21 protein-coding genes are annotated in these 24,685 nt (G+C 65.2%); 9 read left to right on the top strand and 12 right to left on the bottom strand.

What is annotated here, in order from left to right; genetic code table 11:
• Positions 1–13: 13 nt before the first annotated feature.
• Genes AC1RNP_RS02615 through AC1RNP_RS02600 form a run of 4 tightly spaced genes read left to right on the top strand, consistent with a single transcriptional unit; the run spans position 14 to position 7,101 of the window.
• Complete coding sequence (locus AC1RNP_RS02615) at positions 14–223, top strand: hypothetical protein (RefSeq protein ID WP_493049673.1); 210 nt, start codon at positions 14–16, stop codon at positions 221–223.
• Between the two features lie 40 nt (positions 224–263).
• Positions 264–2,090 (top strand): autotransporter assembly complex protein TamA, encoded by a 1,827-nt coding sequence (locus tag AC1RNP_RS02610; RefSeq protein ID WP_493049672.1) that lies wholly within the window; start codon positions 264–266, stop codon positions 2,088–2,090.
• Between the two features lie 3 nt (positions 2,091–2,093).
• Positions 2,094–6,020 (top strand): translocation/assembly module TamB domain-containing protein, encoded by a 3,927-nt coding sequence (locus AC1RNP_RS02605; RefSeq protein ID WP_493049671.1) that lies wholly within the window; start codon positions 2,094–2,096, stop codon positions 6,018–6,020.
• A gap of 13 nt (positions 6,021–6,033) precedes the next feature.
• The gene (locus tag AC1RNP_RS02600; RefSeq protein ID WP_493049669.1) at positions 6,034–7,101 is read left to right on the top strand and encodes a winged helix DNA-binding domain-containing protein; all 1,068 of its coding nucleotides are present in this window, start codon (positions 6,034–6,036) and stop codon (positions 7,099–7,101) included.
• Positions 7,102–7,176: 75 nt separating this feature from the next.
• On the opposite strand, the gene AC1RNP_RS02595 is transcribed toward AC1RNP_RS02600, so the two are convergent.
• The 3 genes from AC1RNP_RS02595 to AC1RNP_RS02585 all read right to left on the bottom strand — a co-directional run bounded on the left by AC1RNP_RS02595 (position 7,177) and on the right by AC1RNP_RS02585 (position 10,739).
• On the bottom strand, positions 7,177–8,517 hold the full coding sequence (locus tag AC1RNP_RS02595) for an XVIPCD domain-containing protein (protein WP_493049668.1): 1,341 nt from the start codon (positions 8,515–8,517) through the stop codon (positions 7,177–7,179).
• An 11-nt stretch (positions 8,518–8,528) separates the two neighbouring features.
• A complete protein-coding gene (locus AC1RNP_RS02590) occupies positions 8,529–9,020 on the bottom strand; it encodes a hypothetical protein (RefSeq protein ID WP_493049666.1) in 492 nt (163 codons plus the stop codon).
• 429 nt (positions 9,021–9,449) lie between these two features.
• Complete coding sequence (locus tag AC1RNP_RS02585) at positions 9,450–10,739, bottom strand: hypothetical protein (protein ID WP_493049665.1); 1,290 nt, start codon at positions 10,737–10,739, stop codon at positions 9,450–9,452.
• Between the two features lie 28 nt (positions 10,740–10,767).
• Between AC1RNP_RS02585 and AC1RNP_RS02580 the strand changes: the two genes are divergently transcribed.
• Both AC1RNP_RS02580 and AC1RNP_RS02575 read left to right on the top strand, forming a co-directional pair.
• Complete coding sequence (locus AC1RNP_RS02580) at positions 10,768–11,193, top strand: putative signal transducing protein (RefSeq protein WP_493049664.1); 426 nt, start codon at positions 10,768–10,770, stop codon at positions 11,191–11,193.
• A gap of 102 nt (positions 11,194–11,295) precedes the next feature.
• On the top strand, positions 11,296–13,641 hold the full coding sequence (locus AC1RNP_RS02575; protein ID WP_493049663.1) for a Tex family protein: 2,346 nt from the start codon (positions 11,296–11,298) through the stop codon (positions 13,639–13,641).
• 56 nt (positions 13,642–13,697) lie between these two features.
• On the opposite strand, the gene AC1RNP_RS02570 is transcribed toward AC1RNP_RS02575, so the two are convergent.
• Positions 13,698–14,132 carry a DUF6130 family protein gene (locus AC1RNP_RS02570; protein ID WP_493049661.1) on the bottom strand — a complete coding sequence of 145 codons (435 nt, stop codon included), beginning with the start codon at positions 14,130–14,132 and terminating at the stop codon, positions 13,698–13,700.
• 5 nt (positions 14,133–14,137) lie between these two features.
• A complete protein-coding gene (locus AC1RNP_RS02565) occupies positions 14,138–14,866 on the bottom strand; it encodes an alpha/beta fold hydrolase (protein WP_493049660.1) in 729 nt (242 codons plus the stop codon).
• Positions 14,867–15,214: 348 nt separating this feature from the next.
• Here AC1RNP_RS02565 and AC1RNP_RS02560 point away from each other — a divergent pair, with 348 nt between their 5' ends.
• Positions 15,215–16,132 (top strand): AraC family transcriptional regulator, encoded by a 918-nt coding sequence (locus tag AC1RNP_RS02560; protein ID WP_493049659.1) that lies wholly within the window; start codon positions 15,215–15,217, stop codon positions 16,130–16,132.
• A 15-nt stretch (positions 16,133–16,147) separates the two neighbouring features.
• Here the strand turns inward: AC1RNP_RS02560 and AC1RNP_RS02555 are convergent, their stop codons facing one another.
• The 3 genes from AC1RNP_RS02555 to AC1RNP_RS02545 all read right to left on the bottom strand — a co-directional run bounded on the left by AC1RNP_RS02555 (position 16,148) and on the right by AC1RNP_RS02545 (position 20,014).
• A complete protein-coding gene (locus AC1RNP_RS02555) occupies positions 16,148–16,981 on the bottom strand; it encodes a nucleotidyltransferase domain-containing protein (protein ID WP_493049658.1) in 834 nt (277 codons plus the stop codon).
• Positions 16,978–18,882 carry a tRNA uridine-5-carboxymethylaminomethyl(34) synthesis enzyme MnmG gene (gene mnmG / locus AC1RNP_RS02550; RefSeq protein ID WP_493049657.1) on the bottom strand — a complete coding sequence of 635 codons (1,905 nt, stop codon included), beginning with the start codon at positions 18,880–18,882 and terminating at the stop codon, positions 16,978–16,980. Before mnmG ends, AC1RNP_RS02555 begins: the two co-directional genes overlap by 4 nt.
• Positions 18,883–19,336: 454 nt before the next feature.
• On the bottom strand, positions 19,337–20,014 hold the full coding sequence (locus tag AC1RNP_RS02545; protein ID WP_493049656.1) for a hypothetical protein: 678 nt from the start codon (positions 20,012–20,014) through the stop codon (positions 19,337–19,339).
• 192 nt (positions 20,015–20,206) lie between these two features.
• Between AC1RNP_RS02545 and AC1RNP_RS02540 the strand changes: the two genes are divergently transcribed.
• Both AC1RNP_RS02540 and AC1RNP_RS02535 read left to right on the top strand, forming a co-directional pair.
• Positions 20,207–21,172 carry a pyridoxal-phosphate dependent enzyme gene (locus AC1RNP_RS02540; RefSeq protein WP_493049655.1) on the top strand — a complete coding sequence of 322 codons (966 nt, stop codon included), beginning with the start codon at positions 20,207–20,209 and terminating at the stop codon, positions 21,170–21,172.
• Entirely contained in the window at positions 21,169–21,789 is a 621-nt protein-coding gene (locus AC1RNP_RS02535) for a YdcF family protein (protein ID WP_493049654.1), read from the top strand. Before AC1RNP_RS02540 ends, AC1RNP_RS02535 begins: the two co-directional genes overlap by 4 nt.
• Here AC1RNP_RS02535 and AC1RNP_RS02530 read toward each other — a convergent pair.
• From AC1RNP_RS02530 to AC1RNP_RS02515, 4 genes are all read right to left on the bottom strand, one after another.
• The gene (locus AC1RNP_RS02530; RefSeq protein ID WP_493049653.1) at positions 21,786–22,418 is read right to left on the bottom strand and encodes a hypothetical protein; all 633 of its coding nucleotides are present in this window, start codon (positions 22,416–22,418) and stop codon (positions 21,786–21,788) included. The two genes, AC1RNP_RS02535 and AC1RNP_RS02530, sit on opposite strands and share 4 nt — an antisense overlap.
• Positions 22,419–22,485: 67 nt before the next feature.
• Positions 22,486–22,989 carry a hypothetical protein gene (locus AC1RNP_RS02525; RefSeq protein ID WP_493049652.1) on the bottom strand — a complete coding sequence of 168 codons (504 nt, stop codon included), beginning with the start codon at positions 22,987–22,989 and terminating at the stop codon, positions 22,486–22,488.
• 40 nt (positions 22,990–23,029) lie between these two features.
• The gene (locus AC1RNP_RS02520) at positions 23,030–24,106 is read right to left on the bottom strand and encodes a C2 family cysteine protease (RefSeq protein ID WP_493049651.1); all 1,077 of its coding nucleotides are present in this window, start codon (positions 24,104–24,106) and stop codon (positions 23,030–23,032) included.
• Between the two features lie 72 nt (positions 24,107–24,178).
• Positions 24,179–24,553 carry a hypothetical protein gene (locus AC1RNP_RS02515; protein WP_493049650.1) on the bottom strand — a complete coding sequence of 125 codons (375 nt, stop codon included), beginning with the start codon at positions 24,551–24,553 and terminating at the stop codon, positions 24,179–24,181.
• Positions 24,554–24,685 lie beyond the last annotated feature (132 nt).

Raw genomic sequence — 24,685 nt, 5'->3', positions numbered from 1 at the left:
CTATAGTGTGTAGATGCGCTCGCGCGCTTCGGAAAAGCAGTCGGTGGCAGCGGCCGCCCATCCACAAAAGATGAACCAGCGCTGCTTGCGCAGTACTTCGACGTCTTCTGTATTGCCCCTCGAATCACCGCGCCTTGACGCCGAATCTGCTTCGGATCAGGAGCGGCAAATTCGAAATTACGACTTCTTAACGGGCTATGCAAGTGACCGCCATTGTTCGTGACGGTTATCGAAACCGACCTTAGCCTTTATGCTTCACGGCAATGCGCCTTTCCCCCGTCCTCCTCACGCTCGCCGCCCTCACTGCGTCGCTTCCCGCAGGCGCAGCAAAAATTAACAAAGTAGACATCCATGGCCTCGACGAGGCGATGACCGCGAACGTCCGCGGCGCGCTGTCGCTGGAGGACGCCATCGGCAAGGAGATTCCGGGCCGGCGGCTGGGATATCTGATGCGTGTGGCCGAGGATGAGGCGCGCGAGGCCCTGGAGCCATTCGGCTACTACGCGCCTGAGATCAAGGTGGATCGCACCCGCGGTGACAACGGGACGGCGGTCACCATCACGGTGAAACCCGGCGAACCGGTGCGGGTACGCAATTCCGACATCGCGATCCTCGGCGCAGGCGGCGACGACCGCTATCTGAAGGAAGACCTCGCCGCCTTCACCCCGCACAAGGGCGACATCTTCAATCACGCGGTCTACGAGGCCAGCAAGACGCGGATCACGCGCCGGCTGGCCGAGCGCGGCTATTTCGACGCCGATTTCAACTCGCGCCGGGTCGAGGTGACGCGCGCCGACCACGCCGCCGACATCGATCTGGTCTGGACCAGCGGCGACCGCTACAACATGGGGCCGGTCAGCTTCTCGCAGACGCCGAAGCGGATCATCAGCGACAGTTTGCTGAACAAGCTCATCTACTGGAAGGAAGGCCAGTACTACCACCAAGGCCGTCTCGATCGCCTGCGCAAGTCGCTCTCGTCGCTGGACTACTTCAGCCGCATCGACATCGAGCCACAGACGGACAACGCGATCACCGGGCCGGAGGGCGACAAGCGCGTGCCGGTGCAGGTCACGCTGACGCCCGCCAAGCGCAGCATCTACACCGCCGGCGTGAGCTATGGCACCGACAGCGGCGCCGGTATCCGCCTGGGCGTGGAGCGCCGCTACCTGAACATGCGTGGCCACAAGGCGCTGGCCCAGGTCGACTGGGCGCAGAACCGCAAGACGGCGACGGTGCAGTACCGCATCCCGGCCTTCGCCTGGCTGGACGGCTGGTACACGATCAGCGCGCAGCTGGCCGACGAGCAGACCGACTACATCGACACGCGCCGCATCGAATTCGTCGGCAGCCGCAGCGGGCAGTACAGCCGCAATCTCAACCTGATCGCCTCGCTGCACCTGCTGCGCGAGCGCTGGGCCTACGCTACCGACGACGACGGTGACGACAGCACGCCGATCCAGTACCGCTACGCCACGTTCTTCTACCCGTCGCTGCGCGCCGAGTACGTCGACGTCGACGACCGCCTGTTCCCGCGCAAGGGCATCGGCGGCTTCCTGCTGCTGCGCTCGGGCGTGGAAGGCGTGGGCTCCGACGCCACCTTCGCGCAGCTGCATGCGCGCGCGTCGTGGTTCAAGGGGCTGGGCGATCGCAATCGCCTGATCGTGCGCGGCGAGTTCGGCCACACCTTCACCAACGCGCTGGTCGACATGCCGCCGAGCCTGCGCTTCTACGCCGGCGGCGACCGCAGCATCCGTGGTTACGAATATCGCGAGGTCGGGCCACGCCTCGAAAAGATCGAGATCACCAGCTCGGGCCGGCAACGCCGTGTCGACTCGTTCGCGCTCGGTGCCAAGAACGTGATCACCGGCAGCGTCGAGTTCGAACGCTACTTCACCGACACGCTGGGCGGCGCGGTGTTCGTCGACAGCGGCGATGCCTTCGACGGCACCACACCGGACTGGCGCACGGGCGTGGGCATCGGCGTGCGCTACAAGTCGCCGGTGGGGCCAATCCGTTTCGACATCGCGCGCGGCCTCAACGATCCGGACTCGTCGTTCACGATCGGCCTGAACATCGGAGCGGAGTTCTAACGGATGGTAGACACGCGCGAACCGACTCCAGAAGAACGCGACGCCCGCATCGCCGAGCTGCGCGCGCGACGGCGCGCGCGCATGCGCACGCTCGCGATCCGCAGCGCGCTCGGCACGCTGGCGCTGGTATTGCTGGCGGCCTTCGCCGTGTACTGGCTGCTGTGGACACTGGGCGGTCGCGATTTCCTGATGTCACAGATCGTCGCGCGCCTGCCCGCCGGCACGCGCCTGACTTGGGAAAAAGCCGAAGGCCCAGTCGTCGGCTCGCTGGTATTGAATGGTCTGCGTTTCGAGATGCAAAGCTGTCCCGACAAGGATGGCGAACCCGTGCCCTACGGCCAGTGCGCGAAGCCCGGCACGCTGGTGTTCACGGCCAAGCGCGTGATGATCGATCCAGACATCCGCCCGCTGCTCGGCAAGCTGCTGCGGCTGGATGCGCTCGACATCGAAGGCGCGACGCTGGAATTGCCCAAGAGCGACGAGCCATTCGAACTGCCGCGCTGGCCGGAAGTGCTGCCGAACATCGATCTGCCGCTGGCGATGCAGGCCGACAAGATCCGCATCGACGGCTTCAAGGTGTCGCAGGCGGGCGAATCGCTCATCGACATCCGCAGCGCGCGCGGCGGCGTCGATGCGCGCCAGGGCAAGCTGCACATCGAGCAGTTGGTCGTCGACAGCGATCGTGGCCACTTCAGCGTGCACGGCGATTACGTCCCGCGCGACGACTACCGCATGTCGCTCACCGCCAGTGCGCTGCTGCCGGCGCCACCGGCGCGCACAAGGCCGCGCATCGGCCTCGCCGCGCGCGGCGATCTGTCCAAGCTCGACATCGCCATCTCGGGCAACGTGCCGGACAAGCTGCGCGCTTTGCTCACGCTGCGTGGCAAGGACGATCCGCGCTGGCATTTCACCACCAGCACAACGGCGCTCGATCCAGGGTTGATCATCGGCAGCGGCGAGCCGGGAACACCGCTCGCCTTCGATCTCAAGGCCGACGGCATCGGCGGCGAAGCCAATCTGCAAGGCAAGCTGCGACAGGGCGATCTCGATGTCGTGCTGCAGCCGTCGAAAGTGAAACTCGAACAGCAGGTGCTGGAATTCAAGCCGCTGGCGGTGGACGTGTTCGGCGGACACATCATTGCGCGTGGACGCGGTGATTTCAGCAAGCCGGAAGACGCGAACTTCAAGTTCACGGTCAACGCTCGTGATCTTTCCTTCGGCGCCGATCCCAAGGCCGCCAACGCGAAAGATGCAGCCCCCGCGATCGGTGCCAACGCCGATTTCGACATCGCCGGCACCACGAAGGACTGGACCGCCGTGGGCAAGGCGACGCTCACCCGCGAACAACAACGCGCGAATGTGGATTTCGACGGGCGTGGCAACGCCGAGAAGCTCACGCTGAAGTCGCTGCGCGCGACGATGCCGACCGGCACGCTGAACGCAACGGGCGAAGTCGGCTGGACGCCGTCATTGTCGTGGACCATCGATGCGAAGCTCGCCGGCTTCGACCCCGGCTATTTCGCGCCCGACTGGAAGGGCGCGGTGAACGGCACGCTCGCCAGCCAAGGGCGCACGCGCGACGATGGCGGCCTGGAGATCGACGTCGATGCCGAACAACTCGGCGGCACGCTGCGCGGCCGCAAGCTCGCCGGTCGCGCTGTCTTCGCGATGCATGGCCCGGCCACCGGCAAGACGCAATCGAATTTCGATGGCGAAGTCGCGCTCAGCCTCGGCGAGAGCCGCATCGATGCCAAGGGCAAGGTCAGCGACGTGCTGGCGATCGATGCGAACCTGTCGCCGCTGCAACTCGCCGATCTGCTGCCAGGCGCAGCCGGCGCGCTGCACGGCACAATGCGATTGACCGGGGCGCGCACCGCGCCGAACGTCGAGGCCGATCTCACCGGCAGCGGCCTGAAGTACGACGACTACACGGCGGCGAGCCTGAGCGTGAAAGGCATGATGCCGTGGAAAGGCTCGAACGGTGCGATCGCCGTCACCGCGCAAGGCGTCAACGCCGGCATCGCGCTCGAAAGCCTGCAGGTGAACGCGCGCGGCGCGATCGAAAATCTGCAGCTCGAGGCCAGCACACGCGGTGAGATCGGCGCGCTCGATCTCGCCGGACATGCCGAACGCGATCGCAACGGCAACTGGCTGGGCACACTGGCCTCGCTGCATCTGGCGCCATCGAAAGGCGCGGCATGGCGGCTGCAGTCGCCCGCGCGTTTCGCGCAGAATGGCAGTCGCTGGACGCTCTCGGAAAGTTGCTTCTCCTCCGGAACATCCTCCTCTGGAGCCGGCGCGCTGTGCGCGAGCGCCGACTGGCCGCAACAAGGCCTGCGCATCCGCGGCAACGGCCTGCCGCTGACGCTGGCCACGCCCTACTTGCCCGAACGCGAGGATGGCCGTCCCTGGATCCTGCGCGGCGAGATTGCGCTCGAAGGCCAGGTACGTCCGGCCGGCAACGCTTACCAGGGCAATCTGAAGCTGACCTCCACCAGCGGCGGCCTGCGCATGAGCGAGCGTGCGCGCAACGACGTGATCAGCTATGACAACCTCGTGCTCAACGCCGACTTCGACGCGCGCCAGCTGCGCGCCACGCTTGGCAGCGCTTTCAACGGCGGCGGTCGCATCGATGCGAACATCGCGACCGGCTGGGATACGTATTCGCCGCTATCGGGCACGGTGTCGATCAATACCGAGGAACTCACCTGGCTGGAGCTGTTCTCGCCCGATATCGTCGAACCCACCGGCAAGCTCGACGGACGCATCACCCTGTCCGGCACGCGCTCGCAACCGGCGCTCGGCGGACAGGCGCAGCTGAGCAACTTCGGCACCGAACTGCCTTCGCTCGGTATCGTTCTGCAGGAAGGCAACGTGCGATTGAACGCACTCGCCGACGGCAGCGCGCGCATCGATGGCAGCATCCGTTCCGGCGAAGGCACGCTCAACATCAATGGCAGCCTCGGCTGGCAGGGCGAGGAGACGCCGCTGCAATTGCAGTTGCGCGGCAACAACGTGCTGGTGTCCGACACGCGCGATCTGCATGCGGTCGCCAATCCCGACATCACCGTGCGCTACGCCGCGAAGCAGCCGCTCAACGTGACCGGCTCGGTCACCGTGCCGAGCGCGACGATCGATCTGGAACGCCTCGATCAAGGCGTGTCCGCCTCGCCCGACGTGGTGGTGCTCGATCCCGAAGACCCGGAAGACACCGGCGATTCGCCGCTCGAACTCGACCTCACGCTGGTGATGGGCGATGACGTGAAACTGAAGGGCTTCGGCCTGGACGGCACCCTCGGCGGCCAACTGCGCGTGCGCGCACGGCCGGGGCGCGAGATGACCGGCAGCGGCCAGCTCGAGGTCGGCGGCAAGTACGCCGCCTACGGCCAGAAACTGCAGATCACGCGCGGCATGCTGTCGTGGTCGAACGGTCCTGTGTCGGATCCAATTCTCAACATCCGCGCCGAACGCAAGATCGAGGCCGAGAGCATCACCGCCGGCATCGACGTCACTGGTCGCGCATCGCAACCGCAGGCCAACGTGTGGACGGATCCGGCCACCGACGATTCCGAAGCGCTGTCGTACCTCGCGCTCGGCCGCTCCACCTCGCATCTTTCGAGCGACGAAAGCAATCAGCTCAGCGCCGCCTCGGCTGCGCTCAGCGCTGGCGGCAGCGTGCTGGCCTCGCAGATCGGCAGCAAGATCGGCCTCAGCGATGCCGGCATCAGCGAATCGCGCGCGCTTGGTGGCAGCGTGCTTGGTGTCGGCAAGCAGCTGTCGCCGCGGTTGTATGTCGGCTTCGGCGTGTCGCTGCTCGGTACCGGGCAGGTGCTCACGCTCAAATACTTGCTGAGCAAGGGCTTCGACATCGAGATCGAATCGAGCACGCTGGAGAACCGCGGCTCGATCAACTGGCGCAAGGAAAAGTAAGCCGATGCATGAGATGAGCGCACGCGAGCTGCTGCAATGGCGCCTGCATCGGCATGGCATCGCCGCGCCGCGCTTCGAACATGCCGCCGACGTCGTCGCCTGGATGGGTGCGATGCAGGCGCAGGACTACTACGGCTCGCTATGGGCGGTGGGCTTGCGCATGCGCGATGCGGCCGAGGCCGACATCGAGCGGGCGATCGCCGATCGCAGCCTGATTCGCACCTGGCCGATGCGCGGCACACTGCACCTGGTTGCGGCCAGCGATGTGCGCTGGTTGTTGCAGCTGACCGCCGTGCGCACCATCTCCGGCAATGCGAACCGCCTGGCGCGCGACTATGGACTCGACGATGCCGTGCTCAAGCGCTGCCGCAAGATCGTCGAGAAGACGCTGCGCGACGGCGCGGTGTTGCGCGGCGATCTGTATGCGGCATTCGAGAAGGCCGGTATTTCCACGTCTGGTCAGTGCGGTGTCAACCTTACCGGGCGTCTGGCACAGGAAGGACTGATCTGCTGCGGCCCGCGCGTGGGCAAGCAGCCGACCTTCGTCCTGCTCGACGCCTGGGCACCCGCCACGCCCGCGAAATCGCGCGAGGAGGCGCTGACCGAACTGGCCTGGCGCTATTTCAATGCCCGCGGGCCGGCGACCGCGCAGGATTTCGCCTGGTGGTCGGGATTGACGGTGAAGGATGCGCTGGCGGGACTGGCGATGAACGCGGACCGGTTATCGCAGATCAACTTCGATGGACGCCCGCACTGGCACGCGCGCGGCGATGCACCGGCGCTGGAGAAACGCCTGTTCCTGCTGCCGCCGTTCGACGAATATCTGGTGTCCTACAAGGACCGTGCCGCGGCGGTCGATCCCGCCAGCAATCGCCAGGTGATCGGCATCAACGGATTGGTCAACGCCAGTGTCGTCATCGACGGTCGTGTGGCCGCGCTGTGGAAGCGCGTTCTGGACAAGCGTGGCGCCACGCTCTCGTTGCAGGAACTGCGCACGCTTCGGAAAGGCGAAGCCACGCAGGTCCGCAAGATCGCCCGCGAGTACGCGCGCTTCCTGGGCATGGATGTCGCGATCGCTTGAGCGCGCGCGTTGCGTTCGCATCCTGTGAACGATCCGGTCCCCGCCGGGCGGGGATCGGATCCTCATCCAATCGCCTCAGCGCTGCGGACCACCTTGCTGCGCCGCCAGTTCCTGACCCTGCGGCTGGTTCTGCCGCAGCAGCGCCAGATTCTGCGACTGCGACTGTTGCGCCGCCTCGCCCTTGTCGATGTAGCTGCGAACAGTCGCGATGGAGGTCATCTCGCCCTGCAAGGCGATCAGGCCCTGGCCGTTCGTACTCTTCACCACCGAGTCGATACGGCTCAGACCATCGCCCTGCGCCTTCACCGCCATCGCCGCGGCAACCGCGCCAAGTTCCTCGCGACTCTTGATGCCGGAATCCGCGCCGAGCTTCTCCAGGGCAGTGACCGCCTGCGTGTAGAGCGGCGGGCCGGACAAGGGTTGCGGCGAAGCCTCGACGCGCTGACGCTTGTTGGACTCGGGCTCGACGCTCGCTTCGATCGGATGCTTCTTGGCGGCGGCATCGGTGTAAGGCAGCCCGGTATTAAGCACCGCCTTGTCGAGACCGAGCGATTTCAGATCGACCTGAATTACTGGCGCGACGGCCTTGGGATCAGCCTTCTTGGCCTCGGCTTGCACACGCTTCTCGATGGTGTCGATGCGCTTGAGCGCGTTGTCACCGTAATAGTTGGTGTAATCCTGATCCTTGTCCGGCCCGAACCCGTTGCCCGGCGTCTTCTTCTTGCCGAAGTAATACTTGCCCATGGCCTCGACGTTCTCTTTCGTCTCGGGCATGTGCTGGTCCTTGTCCACGCTCAGGCCGGCCTTGAGCGCATAGCTGAATTTCGGCGCGGTGCCGCTGCGCTCGATGAAATCCCCCATGCGGCCGGGATGGGCGTTGTAGAAATCCTCCAGCGTCGCCTTCGGTTTGTCTTTCTGCACCTGCGAGACGATCGCGTTGTATCCGCCGATGTGGGCGCTGGCCTCGTTCTTGCGGTAGCTGTCGATGTAGCCTCGCACCGCCTCCGTGTAGTCGTGTGGCGACGGGCCCTTGGCGATCGCCTCGACCTGCTTCGTGAAGGTTTCGGTGGTCTTGACGCTGGCATTGCGGTTGAAGGAATGCTGGATCTCGTGCCCCATCACGAAGATCAGCTCGGACGCGGCACCCTTGTCCTTGTCCGCCTTGTTCAAATAATGCATCGGCAGCTCGATGGTCTTGCTGCCGGCGTTGTAGGTGCCGCCCGCGCCGGTTCCCGCCGGAAGCGGATTGAATTTCTCGAGATTGCCCTTGTCGACCGAATCGAGGATGCGCTGCTTCAGATCGGGCGACTTGTCGAGCAGGTCGCGCAGCTTCTGTCCTGGATTTTCCTTATCCGTCTTGGTGCGAGACTCGAAGTCCTTGAGCATCGCATCCAGTTTTTCCTGTGGCGTGGACATATGCGTCTCCGTTACGCATTGATGATCAGGCTGGTCACGCAGGTGTGTCCGGCCTTGGCGTCGCTTTCACCGCGCACGTATACGTGCACCGAAACATCGCCGCGCGAGAAGTCCCAATAGCGCGTGCTGTTGCGCTCGCCTGGCGCCGGCTCGGACTTGAACCCGGCCTGCTTCAGCGCCTTGGCGTAGGCGTCGAAGTCGAGGCCGCAGATCGCCGACATGTCGGCATCGTCGTCGTGGTTCTGCTCGTCAAAGGAGAACATCAGCCGCGTCGGCTTGGAGCCGTCCGCCTCGGTCAGCGAGACGAGGTTGTACGACCACGTGTCGGTGAGCTTTCCGCCGAAGCCGTACTGGTTCTTGTCCGACGGATTGAAGTCGACCTTGATGCCGGTGACTTTCTCGATCTGCGTGGGCGCGATGTCGTCGGCGCTGCGGATGCTGTCGATCAGCTTCAGCACGCGTTTTCCGATGTCTTCGGCGGTGATGGATGTTGCGGTGGTCATGGGTCGCTCCTGCGAATCTGACAAAGTTGCTTGCGTAGCGGTAGCTTGGGCGGAGACGGCGGGCCGTTCAGCATGTTCGGAAGCCGCACAGCCACCGAGCGCGAGGCCGAAGCCCGCGATCAACGGCAACAGGAAGGCGCCCGGCGAAACGCGCACGGACGACACATCGCGGACGATGGCCGATCGCGGGCGTTCAATGACAACGGGCAAATGCGTAGAAGTCACTCGGCATCCTGTCCTTGGCGAGTGCACGAACATCTGGCTGGCCGGAAGGTCTCGGCCGTTGACTATATCCTTAGTCAACGCGATCAGTATCCTCTCACGCTTTCGTGAAAGGCAAGGGGCGAGAGCGCAAATATGGCGAATTTCCCGGCTTTTTACGCTTGTCCAGACCATAAACGCGGCAGCCTCGCTGTCCGCGCAGCGTTGCTAACCGGCCGCCTTGATTCGCGCGCCATGCAATTGCGGCACACCGTTGACGACGTCGGTCCACAACAGGAACGCCTCGCCGCTGCGCACGGCGAGCTTCGGGAATCCGGTGCCGCGACCGCGACCTTGCAACTTCGCGATTTCGATGCGCGCCAGTTCGCGCGACAGATCCGGTGCGTAGCGCGCCAGCCACAGCGACTGTCCCTTGGCGTCTTCGCGCAGCCAGGCCACCCATGCATGCCTGGCATCGAGCGCGACGTCGACACGGCCTTGCACCGCCTCGCCTTTGTCGACCACAACTGGTGCGGCGAAACTGTCGCCGGCATCCTGGCTGCGCGCGATCTGCAACAGCGGCATGTCGTTGGCGGCAGTGAACCAGGCCACCACCGCCTGTTCGCCCGCGGCGGCGACGGCGGGCCCGTTCACCGGACAGGCCGCGATCTTCCAGCCATCGGCGTGCACCGCCGCCGGCGTGCGCCAGGCGCCATCGTCGAAGCGCGTGGCGTAGATGTCACGGATCTCGTCCGCGGTGCGATCGCGATACACGAGCAGCGGGCCGCGCGCGGTCATCGCGACATCGGTGCCGCAGCAATCGCAGACCGACGCATCGGCCTCAACGGAATCCTGCACGCGCGAGGCCGCATCGATCGTGGCCGCGCGCAGCGACATCATCCCTGCGCCGTGCCCATCGTGGCCGGCGGCACCGCCACCTGCGATCGTGTTGCGTCCATCGAGCCAGGCGATGCCGATACGATCGCGCGCCGCCGGCCAGAACGATACGAAACCATGTTCGACCGGCTTGCCGTCATCGTGCGCACGCACCGGCGCGCTCCAGATCATGCCGTCGTCGCCGGAGCGGCTGACGATGACATCGTAGGAATGCCCTTCCCCGTCGGCACCGCGCGTCTTCTGCAGCCAGTGCGCCCACAAGGCACCATCGGCGGTGGCGGCGATGTGCGGCGTGTCGGCCCAGTTGATCACCATCGACGCGCCGACGGCGATCGTCTTCGGCGCCCATTGCCACTGCCCATTGCGGTCGAAGGTGGTGAACTGCAGCACGTAGCGGGACTTGTCGAACGGCTTCACCCAGCTGAGCAGCAATCGCCCGTCCGGCGCCAGGAACAGGTCCGGCTCGGCCGTGCCCGCGGCGGCGGGGACGCGCCATTCGGTCACGGTGTCGCCGCTGGCCTCGGAATGACTGGCCGGTGGCTCCACTTTCTGGCAGCCCCCCAGCAGGACGGCAGCGGCAAGCGCGGCCATGGGAACGGCGGCGGCAAGGGTGCTTTTCATGGCCGGAAGCGTACTCTAGGACGGGTTAATGCTATCCGAGCGGTACGCACGGCGCATATTTCCAGGCATGTTCACCACCATCGCCCACTACACCGATCCGATCGAAGCGCATCTGGCGCGCGGCCGGCTGTTGTCGGAAGGCATCGAGGCGCACCTGGACGACGAGCATCTGGCCTACGCCAATTGGGAATGGCGGCTGGCGACCGGTGGCGTGAAGCTGCGCGTGCTCCACATTCACGCCGAACGCGCCCGCGCGGTGCTGCGCGCGATGGAAGCGGGCGACTATGCGCTCGACGAGGACGGCGACGCGCAAGATCCCGGGCTGCAATCACCCTATCGCGAAAGCTGGTCGAGCCGGCTGGCCTGGCTGGCGCTGATGCTGTACGGCATTCCGCTGCCGTGGCGCCGCCGGCTCAATGACGAGGATGCGGCGCGCGTCGAGCGCAAGGTCTGAACGCAAGACAATCCCGCCGCGCTTGTCAACGGGTTTCGGGCACGCCGTCACATTGCGACAATCGGTGATTCGCGGCGATGGGCCGCACAGCTGACGGATGCAATGCAAGACCACAACGTCGTCGCGCTCACGCGCAAGATCGCCCACACCATCGCCGAGGAAATCGGCGCACGCGCCGAACAGACCACCGCCGCGATCGCGCTGCTCGACGAAGGCGCCACCGTGCCCTTCATCGCCCGCTACCGCAAGGAAGTCACCGGCGGCCTCGACGACACGCAGCTGCGCACGCTGGAAACCCGCCTGACCTATCTGCGCGAACTGGAAGACCGCCGCGCGGCGATCCTGGCCAGCATCGAGGAACAGGGCAAGCTCACCGACGAACTGCGCGGCGAGATCGAAGCGGCCGACAGCAAGGCACGACTGGAAGACCTCTACCTGCCCTACAAGCAGAAGCGCCGCACGCGCGCGCAGATCGCGCGCGAGGCCGGGCTGGAACCGCTGGCCGACGGGCTCCTCGCCGATCCGACGCAAGTGCCGGAGACCCTGGCGGCCACTTTCGTCGATGCCGAGAAAGGCATCGCCGACGTCAAGGCCGCGCTGGAAGGCGCGCGCGCGATCCTGATCGAACGCTGGAGCGAGGATGCCGCTCTGCTCGGCGAACTGCGCAACTGGCTGACCGACGTCGGCGTGATCCGCGCCCGCGTCACCGAAGGCAAGGAAGCGGCCGGCGAGAAATTCCGCGACTACTTCGATCATGCCGAACCGCTGGCGAAGATTCCGTCGCATCGTCTGCTGGCGCTGTTCCGCGGCCGTCGCGAGGAATTCCTGCAACTGGAACTGGACCCGGGCAGCGACGCCGACGCCGGCCATCTGCATGGCGAGGGCCGCGTCGCGCGCCACGCCGGCATCGAAGATCGCGGCCGTGCCGCCGACGCCTGGCTGAAGACCGCATGCAAATTGGCGTGGAAGGCCAAGCTGCATCTGCACCTGATGATCGATCTGTTTGCGCAGGCGCGCGAAAAGGCCGAGGCCGAAGCGATCGACGTGTTCGGCGACAACCTGAAAGACCTCCTGCTGGCCGCACCCGCCGGCCCCAAGACCGTGCTCGGTCTCGATCCCGGCATTCGCACCGGCTGCAAGATCGCCGTGGTCGACGCCACCGGCAAACTGGTGGCGACCGACACCATCTACCCGCACGAACCCAGACGCCAGTGGAACGAATCGCTGCAGACGCTGAAAGCCTTGTGCACCAAACACAAGGTCGAACTGATCGCCATCGGCAACGGCACCGCCAGCCGCGAAACCGACAAGCTCGCCGGCGAGGTGATCAAGGCCTGCCCTGAATTGAAGTTGCAGAAGATCGTCGTCAGCGAAGCCGGCGCTTCGGTGTATTCGGCATCCGAACTGGCGGCGAAAGAGTTCCCGGGGCTCGACGTGTCACTGCGCGGCGCGGTCTCCATTGCGCGCCGCTTGCAGGATCCATTGGCGGAGCTGGTGAAGATCGAACCCAAGGCGATCGGTGTCGGCCAGTACCAGCACGATGTCGACCAGTTCCGCCTCGCGCGCGCGCTCGACGCAAAGGTCGAGGATTGCGTCAACGCGGTCGGCGTCTACGTCAATACTGCCTCCAGCGCGCTGCTGGCGCGCGTGTCGGGCCTGTCACCGTCGGTGGCCGAAAACATCATCGTGCATCGCGATGCCAACGGCCCGTTCAAGTCGCGCAAGGATCTGCTCAAGGTGCCGCGCCTGGGCGAGAAGACGTTCGAACAGTGTGCCGGCTTCCTGCGCATCGCCGACGGCGAACAGCCGCTCGACGCTTCGGCCGTGCATCCGGAAGCCTATCCCGTGGTCGAGCGCATCCTCGCCAGCAGCGATCGCGACGTGAAGCAGCTCATCGGCGACGCCAGCTTCGTGCGCACCCTGAAGCCGGAACAGTTCACAGACGAGAAATTCGGTGTGCCCACCGTGCGCGACATCCTCAAGGAGCTGGAGAAACCCGGTCGCGACCCGCGCCCTGAATTCAAGGCGGCGCGATTTGCGGATGGCGTCGAGGACATCAAGGACCTGCGCGAAGGCATGATCCTGGAAGGCGTGGTCAGCAACGTCGCCGCGTTCGGCGCCTTCGTCGACATCGGCGTGCATCAGGATGGCCTGATTCACATCTCCGCGCTGTCGGACAAGTTCGTGAAGGACCCGCGTGACGTGGTCAAGGCCGGCGACATCGTCAAGGTGAAGGTGCTGGAGGTCGACGTCGCGCGCAAGCGCATCGCCCTCACGCGCCGGCTGGATGACGCGCCGGCACCGCGCGAGGAGCGCAATGCGCAACGCGCAAATCGCGACAACCGTGATGCGCGCCCGCGTCAGAACGCCCCGCAAGCACGCCCGGCACAACCGGCATTCAACAGCGCGCTTGCCGATGCCTTCGCCAAGGCGCGCGGCGGATCGTAACGGCACAGGCGGCGCCACTGGCGAAGTCGCGCCGCCCTTCGTTCACCACCAGACCATCAATGTGATGCGGATTCCTCCGGCAGGACCGTGAACTCCACCGCCTGCGCATCGATGACACGGTGCGTGGGATCGGCCAGCTCCAGCAACAGCTTATGCCTGCCGGACGCGAAGCCCCTGATCTGGATCGCCTCACTGGTGGTATGCACCCAGTGCCATGCCAGATCGTCGACGGTGACGTGCAAATGCCCGAGGCGAGGCCTTGCCTCCAACGCCTCGCGCCCGAAGATCGGCGACATCGTGATGTTCTCCACGCGGAACGCGACCACCGCGCCTTGCTTGGCCAGCGAACCAGGCGTCGGATCCATCACGATGATCCTGGGTTTCGGCTCGTCAGAGTTGGATGCCGGTGACGGTTTTGGTGGCTGCGCGAATGCCCACACCGCACCAAGAATAAAAGTAATGAACAAAACAAACGCCAGGAGGGGCTTCATCGAAGTCACTCCGGCGCTTTCTTCGACGCAACCCCCTGCGCAGCGGTTTCGATCAGGCGGACCACGTCGTCCGGATGCGCGAGCATGACCACGTGACTGCTGTCGACAGTGACCGGAGTGATCTTCGCGCGCTTGGCGGTCCAGGCCTGCAGTTCAGGACTGATCGAATGATCCTGTTGGGGGATGATGCTCCAGCTCGGCTTGCTCTTCCACGCGGGGGTGGTGATCTTGTCGCCTAGCGTCTTGCCGGCCAGCGGGCCTTGCGTGGCGGTGATCAGGGCCACCTTGTCCGCAGGAAGATCGGCCGCGAACGCATCCTTCAATCCGGCCGGATCGAGCCAGAAATAACCCGTGGCATCCGGTTGCAGGCTCTTGGCGCCGGAAGGCGGCGCGAACTGCTCCAGATGCAGCAGATCGCCAAGCGATTCACCCGCTTCAGGCTGCACGCTCGAAACATAGACCAGGCCGGCCACCTGTTCGGCGTTGCCTGCTTCGGTGATGACAACACCGCCCCAGGAATGCCCCACCAGGATCGTCGGGCCCTTGACCCGCGCCAGTGTGCGCGCGGTCGCGGCCACGTCATCGGCCAGCGACGACCGCGGCAATTGTGCAGCGAGCACTTCATATCCCTTTTTCTGCAATCGCGGAATCACCTCGCTCCAACTCGACCCGTCCGCCCATGCGCCATGAACGAGCACGATGCTGGGTTTCGCCGATACCGTCTTGTCCGTCATGGATTGCGCCTCCGCACGTGGATGGATTGCGATGCTCATCATCAGCACGAACGTCGCTGCGAGAAGCGGCTTCATTGTTTTTGTACGAACAATCTTCTTCATATCGATTCCTCCGGGCACCGCCATGCGGCTGCAAAGCAAATGGCAGCATCGACAACATGCTCGCGAGCGAGTCGCTTAAACGAATCCTCGCGAAGCGTTCAATTTCATCGATGACGTCATGCCAAATGTCGTATCTTCCCCGGCACTAGCGATGACGACGATCGATGCCGTCGTAACTTAGGGGGCGCTATGAAGAAGGTCCATGCTCGAAAAGACAGATTTCTTGCTCAGAACACCAATACAGCGATGGAGATGGACCTTCTCTCGCGCGTACTGCAGCTGGTGCGACTGAGCGGCTACAGAATTCACATCCGCGATCTGCACGAACACTCGGCACTGCAGCTGGAACCTGGCTTCGGATATTTCCATTACGTCGAGAAAGGCAATGCCTGGGTGTGGTATGGCGATTGCGATCCCATCGCGATGTCGGAGGGCGATCTGATCCTGTTGCCGCACAGCAAGGGACATTGCATCAGCGCTTGCGCGCAGCATCCTGCGGCCAAGCACGGTCTCGACGAGGAGACGCCCTCCGAAGCGAACAAAGGCAGGAAATCGCGAGAACGCGAGCCTGTCACGAAACTCAACACCGGCTTGTTCGGCGTCGACCCCAGCGCCGTCGCTTCGATCACGGGACGATTACCGGAGATCATCAACGTCCGAAAGAACGACGGTGATGCCAGCCAATGGCTCGATCTTCTCGTTCACTTCATCATGATCGAAGCGCATGACCCCAAGCCGGGCGCAACCTTGATGATCTCGCGGCTGATCGATGTCCTGGTCATCCGTGTGCTGCGTTTCTGGTCGCAGTATGAGCAGAAGGATGGAAAATGGCTGGCCGTGCTGCAGGATGAGCGCATCGGCAGGGCGCTCAGTGCCTTCTACGGCGACCCCGCCGGCTCATGGAGCGTGACGACGCTGGCGCGGATCGCGGGCATGTCGAAATCCGCATTCGCCGAACGCTTCACGCGTTTGATCGGAACATCACCGCAGAAATACCTCACGCACTGGAGGCTGCAACTGGCGGCGGATCTGCTGCGCAGCGGCAACCTCAAGGTTGGCGAGGTTGCCTATCGCGTCGGTTTCGCATCGGAAGCGGCATTCAGCCGGGCGTTCAAGCTTTCGATGGGCATTACGCCGCATCAGGCGAAGTCCGCCCCGTCATGAAGAGTGGTTCGACGGTTATGGCTGGGACGACAGCGCGCGACGCAAGAACGCATCGAGTTCATCCGGGTGGCCGATAGGGCCGCCCAGCTCGGGTGAAGCCGTTTCGAGTTCTGCCAAAGAACTTTCGAGAAAATCGCTGATCTCGGGAATTCTCGGGCCGTCCGCGACTTCGGCGCTGCGGCGTTTGACTTCCAGCAACCGGTCTATTGCTTCCCGAAGATCGCCCGACGGCAACAATCGCTCGAGCAGTTCCTCGAACGCCATTGGCGGTGGACTCGTGGATTGCCGTATCCATAAACAAGCCAGCACCGGCCGCAACACATACAAATATTTCTTGGTGCGCACCTGCTCTCCGCGCAGATAACCACGGAAATTCCCTTTCGCCATGCTCAGGTAGTGATACCAGGCGCCGATCGGCGAATAAAAACGCTCCACAAGCTGTCTGAGTTCTTCCGCCCATACATCGTCCTCACGATAGACGACGGGCGAACGCAGCCATTCATTGAGCGTCGGATTGGATTTCGACAACAAGCGCAGTGCTTTTCGGAGATCCCATCCGCTTATGTCGAGTTCGGCGTCGATCGGCACCTCGATGACGTCGCGCTGCGGCTGCCCCGGCCGCGTTCTCTCGTTGACGGTGAGATACCAGTCACGCCGATGCACGTAGACGAAGCGTGCGTCGTAGTCGCTGTCGGGAGAGGAGAATCCCCAGCCACGACTTCCGGATTCGCACGCGAATAGCACGCGCACGTCGTGGGCACGCTCGATGTCCTCCAATGCCGTCAACACTGCCTGGCGTTTTTCCGGGGCGATCGGATGGATGGTGTCGGAACCCACCGCCTCGCTCATGCCACCTGCGCCCGACGCGCGCGGGTGAGATGCACCAACAGCAGCGAGATCGCCGCCGGCGTCATGCCGGGAATGCGCTGCGCCTGGCCGATGGTCTGCGGGCGCACGCGTTCGAGTTTCTGCTGCACTTCGGCGGAGAGGCCGCGCACGCCGGCGTAGTCGAAATCCGCGGGAATCGCGGTGTCTTCGTGGCGTTGCTGGCGTGCGATTTCCTCGCGCTGCCGATTCAGATAGCCCGAGTACTTGGCTTCGATCTCCACTTGTTCGGCAACCGCGTCATCCACGCGCGAACCTTCTGGCGTGGGCACGAAGGCGGAGACCGTCATCAGCTTGGCGTAATCAAGTTCGGGACGGCGCAGCAGGTCGAGCACGTTGGTCTCGCGATTGAGCTCGATGCCGAGCGTGGCCACCGCTTCGCGACCGACGAGGTTGTTGGGCGCCGCCCACAGGCCGCGCAGGCGCTGGGTTTCGGCGGCGACGGCATCGCGCTTGCGCGCGAATGCGCGCCAGCGCGCTTCGTCGACCAGGCCGAGTTCGCGGCCGGTTTCGGTCAGACGCAGGTCGGCGTTGTCCTCGCGCAGTTGCAGCCGGTATTCGGCGCGCGAGGTGAACATGCGATACGGTTCGTTGGTGCCGTGGGTGATCAGGTCGTCAATCAGCACGCCGATGTAGGCCTGGTCGCGGCGCGGCGACCAGGCGTCGCGCTCCTGCGCATGGCGCGCAGCGTTCAGGCCGGCGATCAGGCCCTGCGCGGCCGCTTCCTCGTAACCGGTGGTGCCGTTGATCTGGCCGGCGAAGAACAGGCCGTTCACCGCCTTGGTCTCCAGCGAGGCCTTCAGGCCACGCGGGTCGAAGAAATCGTATTCGATGGCGTAGCCGGCGCGGGTGAGGTGCGCATGCTCGAAACCGCGGATCGAGCGCACCAGTTCCAGCTGCACATCGAACGGCAGCGAGGTGGAGATGCCGTTGGGGTAGATCTCCGCCACGTCGAGCCCTTCCGGCTCGACGAAGATCTGGTGGCTGGCCTTGTCGGCGAAGCGCACCACCTTGTCCTCGATCGAGGGGCAGTAGCGCGGGCCGATGCCTTCGATCTGGCCGCTGTACAGCGGCGAGCGATGCAGGGCGCCGCGGATGATCTCGTGGGTGCGCTCGGTGGTATGGGTGATCCAGCACGAGACCTGACGCGGATGGTCGGCGGTGCTGCCCAGGAAGGAGAACACCGGACGCGGATCGTCACCCGGCTGTTCGGCCATCACCGAGTAGTCGAGGGTGCGGCCATCGATGCGCGGCGGGGTGCCGGTCTTCAGACGATCGATGACGAATGCCGGGCGTTCGCGCAACCTGGCCGCCAGTGTCGCGGCCGGCGGATCGCCGGCGCGGCCCGCGGCGTACTGGGTTTCGCCGACGTGGATCTTGCCGGCGAGGAAGGTGCCGGCGGTGAGCACCACCGCGGGCGCTTCGAAGCGCAGGCCGGTCTGGGTGATGGCGCCGCACACGGTGTCGCCATCGATGATCAGGTCATCGACGGCTGACTGGAAGATGGTGAGGTTCGGCTGCGACTCCACCGCGCGACGGATGTAACCGCGATAGAGATTACGATCGGCCTGGCAGCGCGTGGCACGCACGGCCGGCCCCTTGGAGGCATTCAGGCGCCGCCACTGGATGCCGGCGGCATCCGCGGCCTTGGCCATGACGCCGCCAAGCGCGTCGATCTCCTTCACCAGGTGACCCTTGCCGATGCCGCCGATGGCCGGATTGCAGCTCATCGCGCCCACGGTTTCGATGTTGTGGGTGAGCAGCAGCGTGCGGCTGCCGGCGCGCGCGGATGCGAGCGCGGCCTCGGTGCCGGCGTGACCACCGCCGATCACGATGACGTCGTAATGGTGGAAAGAGTTCTTCATGTCAGTGACCAAAACGGCGCCTGCGTGAAGGCGCCGTCGTGAATTCTATTCGCTTCGCGCGGAACGGACCCAATGCGTCAGAAGTTGGCACGCTTCCTGCATGCTCTATCGATGCACCCGGTGTGGCAAGCGCACAAGGGGGCGCTGGCTGGGAATGGAACAGGGCCGGCCACGCGCACACTGGGGTAGCCACGGGGGCCGAATGTCGGGGGACATTCGGCCCCTATTCTTTTGCGCGCCGCCCTGGGCAAGGGGTTGACCGCGCACAGGCCTGGGGAAGGCCTTCCTGGCGTCAGTCCGAGGAGAGGCGCCGACGCCCGACGGGGAGCGGAACAGGGGGGATCCGGATTACCCCGCCGGGAGTCGACATAGATTGGCCCGATTGCGTCCAAACCCGACGCTCTCGGTCACAGACGTCTAGCTTGCGGCCATCCGGCCTCGGAAGCAAGCACCCTCAGCGCTCGAGATCGCGACCACGGTCGCGGAGTTGAATTCTGGGAGCCGCTCTAGGCGCGGCCGGCGGCCGTGGGGCGGCCTGAGGCGGCGCTACGGGGCGCGGACGCTCGATCCCGGGCATGGGGCGGCTCGGCATCGCCGGCATCGGACGACCGATTCCGTTGGAGACCGGTGGACGCTCCCCGCCCCGCCAGGGAGTGGGGCGCGACATGATCGGGGCCCGGCGGAACCCATCCGAACCACCCGGACGCGCCGGATTCCCCGGCAACGGCGGACGGACGCTCGGTGGCAGCTGGCCCGAGCTGGGCGGCCGGATCGGGCGGACGCCACGGTTCGGCGGCAACGGGTTGCTCATGATCGGTCCCGGACGCGAGGTCGTCGGTGGCGGGCGGTCCGGCCGATGCGGATGGTGGTGGCGCCAGTAGTACGGCGGGTAGTAGTACGACGGATAGCCGTAGTAATTGGGATAACCGTAATAGCCCCATCCGCGCGGGTAATAGCCGTAGCTGAGGCTGCCGTAGGGCGCGCCGCCGTAGTAGTAATCGTCGTAGCCGTAGTACTCGACAGAGGGGCGGCCGTAGTAATAGTCGCCCGCGCCGCTACGGTAACCGTAGTCGGTGACGCAGCCGCTGAGCGCAGCGGCGGCGAGCAGGGCGAGGGAAATTCGGCGAAGCATGGCACGTCCCCTGTGGACAACTGCGGCCAGCATCGTCTTCCCGTTTTGAATCCGTGCTTAATTGAACCGGCTTGGCACAGATTCGCGACACGGCGTTCCAGGCCGCGACAGATTCCGGCGAACGCAGGTTCATCTGCGCACCGCGCCTCCGGTGTCTGGACAGGCCACGCGGGCAGACGCCAAGCTGGACGCATGGATCCCACCACACTCACCTACCCCGATCTGCTCGCGGCCGCCGCGCGCATCGCCGGACATGCGCACGTCACGCCGATGCTGCATAGCGCTTCGCTCGATGCGATCGCCGGCGCCACGCTCTCGTTCAAGGCCGAACACCTGCAGCGCGCCGGCGCCTTCAAGTTCCGCGGCGCCTGCAACGCGGTGTGGTCGCTGTCCGAGGCGCAGGCCGCGCGCGGCGTGGTCACGCATTCTTCCGGCAACCACGGCGGCGCGCTGGCGCTGGCGGCGCGCACGCGCGGCATTCCCTGCCACGTGGTGGTGCCCGAAGGCGCGGTGCAGGCCAAGCTGGCGGCGATCGAAGCCTACGGCGCGATCCTGCATCGCTGCGCACCGAGCATCGCCGCGCGCGAGGCTGCCTGCGCGCGCGTGCAGGCGGAGACCGGCGCCGAACTGGTGCATCCCTACACCGATGCGCGCGTGATCGCGGGACAGGGCACGGCGACGCTGGAATTGCTCAACGCCGGCGGACCGTTCGACGCGCTGGTGGTGCCGGTCGGTGGCGGCGGTCTCGCCTCGGGCACCGCGCTGGCGCTGGAGGCGGTGTCGCCACGGACGCGGCTGTTCCTGGCCGAGCCGGCCGGTGCCGCCGAGACCGCGGCATCGCTTCGAAGTGGCGAGCGCGTCGTCGATTTCGTGCCCGACACGATCTGCGATGGCCTGCGTGGCACGCTCGGCGCGCCGAATTTCTCGCTGCTGCGCGCGGCGCGGGCGGAAGCGCTCGTTGTCGACGATGCCGCGACCACGGCCGCGATGCGCCTGCTGTGGCAGCGCGCGAAACAGCTGGTGGAGCCTTCCTCGGCGATCACGCTGGCCGCGGTGCTCGCGAATCGCGAACGCTTCGCGGGGCAGCGCGTCGGCCTGATCCTCTCGGGCGGCAACGTCGATCTCGACGCCTTGCCGTGGTCCATCGCCACGGCATGAAACCGAAGCGTTCGCTAGCGCGCCGTCTGTTCGGCTTCCTGCAGAAACTAATCATGCTAGCCGTGCTGTGGCTGGTCGGCGTCGCGGCGTGGATCATCTATGTCGGCGAACGCGATCAGGCCGCGCGATCCGACGTGCATGCCGATGCGGTCGTGGTGCTGGGCGCGGCCGCCTACGATGCCGTGCCCTCGCCCGTGCTGGCTTCGCGCGTGGATCACGGCATCGCGCTGTATCGCGCGGGCAATGCTCCCATGCTGATCTTCACCGGCGGTTTCGGCACCGGCGCGCGCTTCGCCGAATCGGAAGTATCGCGCCGCTATGCGATCAAGCACGGCGTGCCCGCGAACGCGATCCTGATCGAGAAGCGCTCGCGCACCACCTACGCCAATCTGGTCGAAACCCGCGCGCTGATGCGCGAGCACGATCTGCATCGCGCGATCATCGTCAGCGACCCGCTGCACATGGCGCGCGCGCTGCGCCTATGCCGCGAACTCGGCATCGATGCGCTCGGATCACCCACGCCGAGCAGCCGCTTCCGCAGCTTCCGCACGCGCTGGCAGTTCCTGTTGCGCGAGGTCTACTTCTTCCATCGCGATCTGCTGACGGACAAGCGCTAGCGCGGCGCGAGTTGCTGCAACCCTTCGTTGAGCATCAGGCGCGTCGCCGCGGCGCGCTGCGGCCGCGGCACGTCCTTGAGCGCATCGAGCATCCAGCCGAAGGAACGACAGCGCGCGTCGCGGCTGGGCTGGTCGGCACCGGAGGCGGTCATGCCAAGCATGAAATCGTCGTGCAGCAGCATCGCCGTGACGCCGGCCTGCTTGAGCGTCTTGGTGGCGGCCGCGGCATCGAAGGGCTGGCGCGGCGCCTGCAAGCCGACGGCGGCGATGTTGAGCAGGGCCGTGCCGAAGCGTTCGCGGCTGGCTTGTCCGAGCCGGTTGGCGGTGGCGGCCAGCGCCTCGAAGCTGCGATCGGCGTGCGGATCGAACAGCGCGCACAAGGTCGATGCGTCGCGCGGCGATTGCGAGGCCTGATGGGCGGCCTGGAACAGGTCGTCGATGGCGCTGTCCGGCGCGCGCATCAGCACGTCGCCGGCACTGGCCAGGATCGCGGTGGGGTCGACCTGCGAGAGATCGACCACGTAATTCTGCGCGGCGGCGGTCGCCGGGACCGCGCACGCGGCCAACAGAGCCCCCATCATTCGCAAGGATTTCCGCATCGCCGCGCCGCTCGTATCGACTGAAGACACGGCGAGTCTACGCAGACCTCGATGAACACACTTCGGCCGGCGCCGCGCCGATGCGTGGCGCCTCCGCTTACAGTTTTTCCACTTCCAGGTAGGCGTAGAGCACACTGCCGTCGGGCAGCGGCTGATGGGCCATGGTGACGCCGACGTAGCGCGGCCGCAGCATGCCGATCTTCCACACATCGACCGCGGTGAAACCGGGGATGTCCGGCTCGCCGTGCTCGTCGTATTCCGGCGAACCGCCCATCTTGTCCTGGACGTGATTGCTCACGAACTTGTCCAGGATCACCCACTTGGCCGGCGCCGGATAGACGAAGAAGCGCTGTCCCACGACCCGATACTTGCCCTGCCAGTGCTGTTCCAGCGCCTGGATCAATGCGGTCTTCTGTTCGGTGTACTGCCCTTCACCGATCGGGTTGCCCGCCGAGAAGAGAGGAATTTCGTCAATCAACATGGTGGTGTCCTTTGCCGTCGTACAACCTGCCGCGCACAGCAGCAGGGCTATCGCGATGCTCTGCCAGAAGAGGAGTCTCCGGCAGAAGAGGATCGGGCTGTTCTTCGTGGAACGGGTCATCTCAACTCCTCAAGCGCCCGGCGCATGAACGAACAATCGTTCACATACGCATCGCCGGTGTGGTTTGCGTCGGTGCCGGCTCGACCGGCTTCACTTCCGCTGCCTGCTGCTTGTCGGCTTGCGCGCGACCATCCGCGACGAACGCCTGGGCGTCGGCCGAGGCAGCCAGCGTTTTCATCGATTCCCTCATCGCCGCCGGATTGTCCAGGCTCGCCAGCATGGCATCGACGTGACGGTCGCCGGTCGACGCCTGTGCAAGGGTCGGCTTCTCGCTCGGCTTGGGCCCGATGTCGAACATCTCCAGGCCGCCGCCGTCGACGATGTCCTTCAGCTTCACCGTGATGCTCGCATTGGGCGTGTCGTGGCCTTCGCCGACGCCCGCGTTGCTGTTCCAGGGATTGCGCACCTGCACCTGCACGTCGCCGTTCGTATCCTTGTAGATCTTCTCGACCATGTAGACGTGGTTGTCGACGAGGCCGTCCTGCGGCGCATCCGTCCCGACCAGGCCGAAGAGGCTCGAGGTCTTTTCCGGATCCGTGGAGAGCGAGACCGGACGATGCTCCTTCATGGCGCCGTCGATCTTCTTCAGCGCTTCGTCCATGCCCATGCTGTCGATGCTGGAGGCGCTGACGGTTTCGCTCTTGATACCGGTGAGCGCGAAGTTGGCGTTGTAGGACTTGCCGCCTTCGATCGCATCGAAGCCTTCCTTCAAGCCGTCCTTCGGATCGCTGTCGTGCATCTTGGCAAAGGCGGTTTCCATCACCGCCGGCCAGATCGGGCCGTTGGTGCCGGGATTGTTGTCGACCGTGCTGCCGCCGCCGCGCTTGAGGTTGTATTCGAGTTCGGCCTGCGTCACTTCGATCTTGACCGGCTTCACCTCACTGCCGAACAGGCCGAGCGGACCGGTGCCCTCTTCCTTGTACAGCGTGACGGTGAAGGTGTTCTTGTCGGCGTTGTACTGGATCGCGTTCTCGACACGGCTGGGCTGCTGTTCGGCCAGCGCGCCGAGCGGCGCCACGAAATAACAGTCGCCGATCGAGTCCTGATTGATGTCCGACATGCGCGGATGCCCGGACGCGCCATACAGGGTTTTGTCGGTGAAACGGGGGTCTGCCATCGTTGCTCTCCTTAGTCTTAGTCGTTGGGTGATGACGGCGCGAATCGATCCTGAATGCGCACGGGGTGGATTTTAATCTTTTTCGACCTCGAAATACCCGAACAGGGTACCGCCGTCCGGCAGGGCCGTGTCGGCCATCGCCACGGCGACGCGGTGGGTGCGGAACGTGCCGATCTTCCAGACCACCGCCGCGGACACGCCGGGGAGGTTCTGCTCGTCGTATTCACGTTTGCCGCCAAGCTTGTCCTGCACGTGGTTGTCCACGAACTTGTCCAGCACCACCCACTTGGCCGGCGCCGCGTAGACGAACAGGCGCTGGCCGGTGATGCGGTACTTGCCCTGCCACTGCCGGCCCAAGGCGTCGACGAACGCGGCCTGCTGCTCGGCATGGTCCTGCGCGGATACCGGCTGCGCTACGGAGAAAGGCGGGATTTCGTTGATCGACATGGTGTCCTCTGCTGCTGGTGTGCAGCCTGCCGCGCACAGCAGCAGGAGCATCATGATGTTGTTTGCGGAACGCGGTTTGAATCCAGTCGCGGCGCTCCTCTGACCGATGTTCCGCGCCCGGCGCGGAACATC

This window comes from Luteimonas sp. GW821-FHT14E02, assembly GCF_058803905.1.
Note: the sequence above shows the minus strand (reverse complement) of the source record. Positions and strands in the feature narration are given on the sequence as shown.

Excerpts from the sequence above, each read along its gene's own strand:
- AC1RNP_RS02615 (WP_493049673.1), top strand. The coding sequence starts at position 14 with ATGCGCTCGCGCGCTTCGGAAAAGCAGTCGGTGGCAGCGGCCGCCCAT.
- AC1RNP_RS02610 (WP_493049672.1), top strand. The coding sequence starts at position 264 with ATGCGCCTTTCCCCCGTCCTCCTCACGCTCGCCGCCCTCACTGCGTCG.
- AC1RNP_RS02605 (WP_493049671.1), top strand. The coding sequence starts at position 2,094 with ATGGTAGACACGCGCGAACCGACTCCAGAAGAACGCGACGCCCGCATC.
- AC1RNP_RS02600 (WP_493049669.1), top strand. The coding sequence starts at position 6,034 with ATGAGCGCACGCGAGCTGCTGCAATGGCGCCTGCATCGGCATGGCATC.
- AC1RNP_RS02595 (WP_493049668.1), bottom strand. The coding sequence starts at position 8,517 with ATGTCCACGCCACAGGAAAAACTGGATGCGATGCTCAAGGACTTCGAG.
- AC1RNP_RS02590 (WP_493049666.1), bottom strand. The coding sequence starts at position 9,020 with ATGACCACCGCAACATCCATCACCGCCGAAGACATCGGAAAACGCGTG.
- AC1RNP_RS02585 (WP_493049665.1), bottom strand. The coding sequence starts at position 10,739 with ATGAAAAGCACCCTTGCCGCCGCCGTTCCCATGGCCGCGCTTGCCGCT.
- AC1RNP_RS02580 (WP_493049664.1), top strand. The coding sequence starts at position 10,768 with ATGCTATCCGAGCGGTACGCACGGCGCATATTTCCAGGCATGTTCACC.
- AC1RNP_RS02575 (WP_493049663.1), top strand. The coding sequence starts at position 11,296 with ATGCAAGACCACAACGTCGTCGCGCTCACGCGCAAGATCGCCCACACC.
- AC1RNP_RS02570 (WP_493049661.1), bottom strand. The coding sequence starts at position 14,132 with ATGAAGCCCCTCCTGGCGTTTGTTTTGTTCATTACTTTTATTCTTGGT.
- AC1RNP_RS02565 (WP_493049660.1), bottom strand. The coding sequence starts at position 14,866 with ATGACGGACAAGACGGTATCGGCGAAACCCAGCATCGTGCTCGTTCAT.
- AC1RNP_RS02560 (WP_493049659.1), top strand. The coding sequence starts at position 15,215 with ATGGAGATGGACCTTCTCTCGCGCGTACTGCAGCTGGTGCGACTGAGC.
- AC1RNP_RS02555 (WP_493049658.1), bottom strand. The coding sequence starts at position 16,981 with ATGAGCGAGGCGGTGGGTTCCGACACCATCCATCCGATCGCCCCGGAA.
- mnmG (WP_493049657.1), bottom strand. The coding sequence starts at position 18,882 with ATGAAGAACTCTTTCCACCATTACGACGTCATCGTGATCGGCGGTGGT.
- AC1RNP_RS02545 (WP_493049656.1), bottom strand. The coding sequence starts at position 20,014 with ATGCTTCGCCGAATTTCCCTCGCCCTGCTCGCCGCCGCTGCGCTCAGC.
- AC1RNP_RS02540 (WP_493049655.1), top strand. The coding sequence starts at position 20,207 with ATGGATCCCACCACACTCACCTACCCCGATCTGCTCGCGGCCGCCGCG.
- AC1RNP_RS02535 (WP_493049654.1), top strand. The coding sequence starts at position 21,169 with ATGAAACCGAAGCGTTCGCTAGCGCGCCGTCTGTTCGGCTTCCTGCAG.
- AC1RNP_RS02525 (WP_493049652.1), bottom strand. The coding sequence starts at position 22,989 with ATGACCCGTTCCACGAAGAACAGCCCGATCCTCTTCTGCCGGAGACTC.
- AC1RNP_RS02520 (WP_493049651.1), bottom strand. The coding sequence starts at position 24,106 with ATGGCAGACCCCCGTTTCACCGACAAAACCCTGTATGGCGCGTCCGGG.
- AC1RNP_RS02515 (WP_493049650.1), bottom strand. The coding sequence starts at position 24,553 with ATGTCGATCAACGAAATCCCGCCTTTCTCCGTAGCGCAGCCGGTATCC.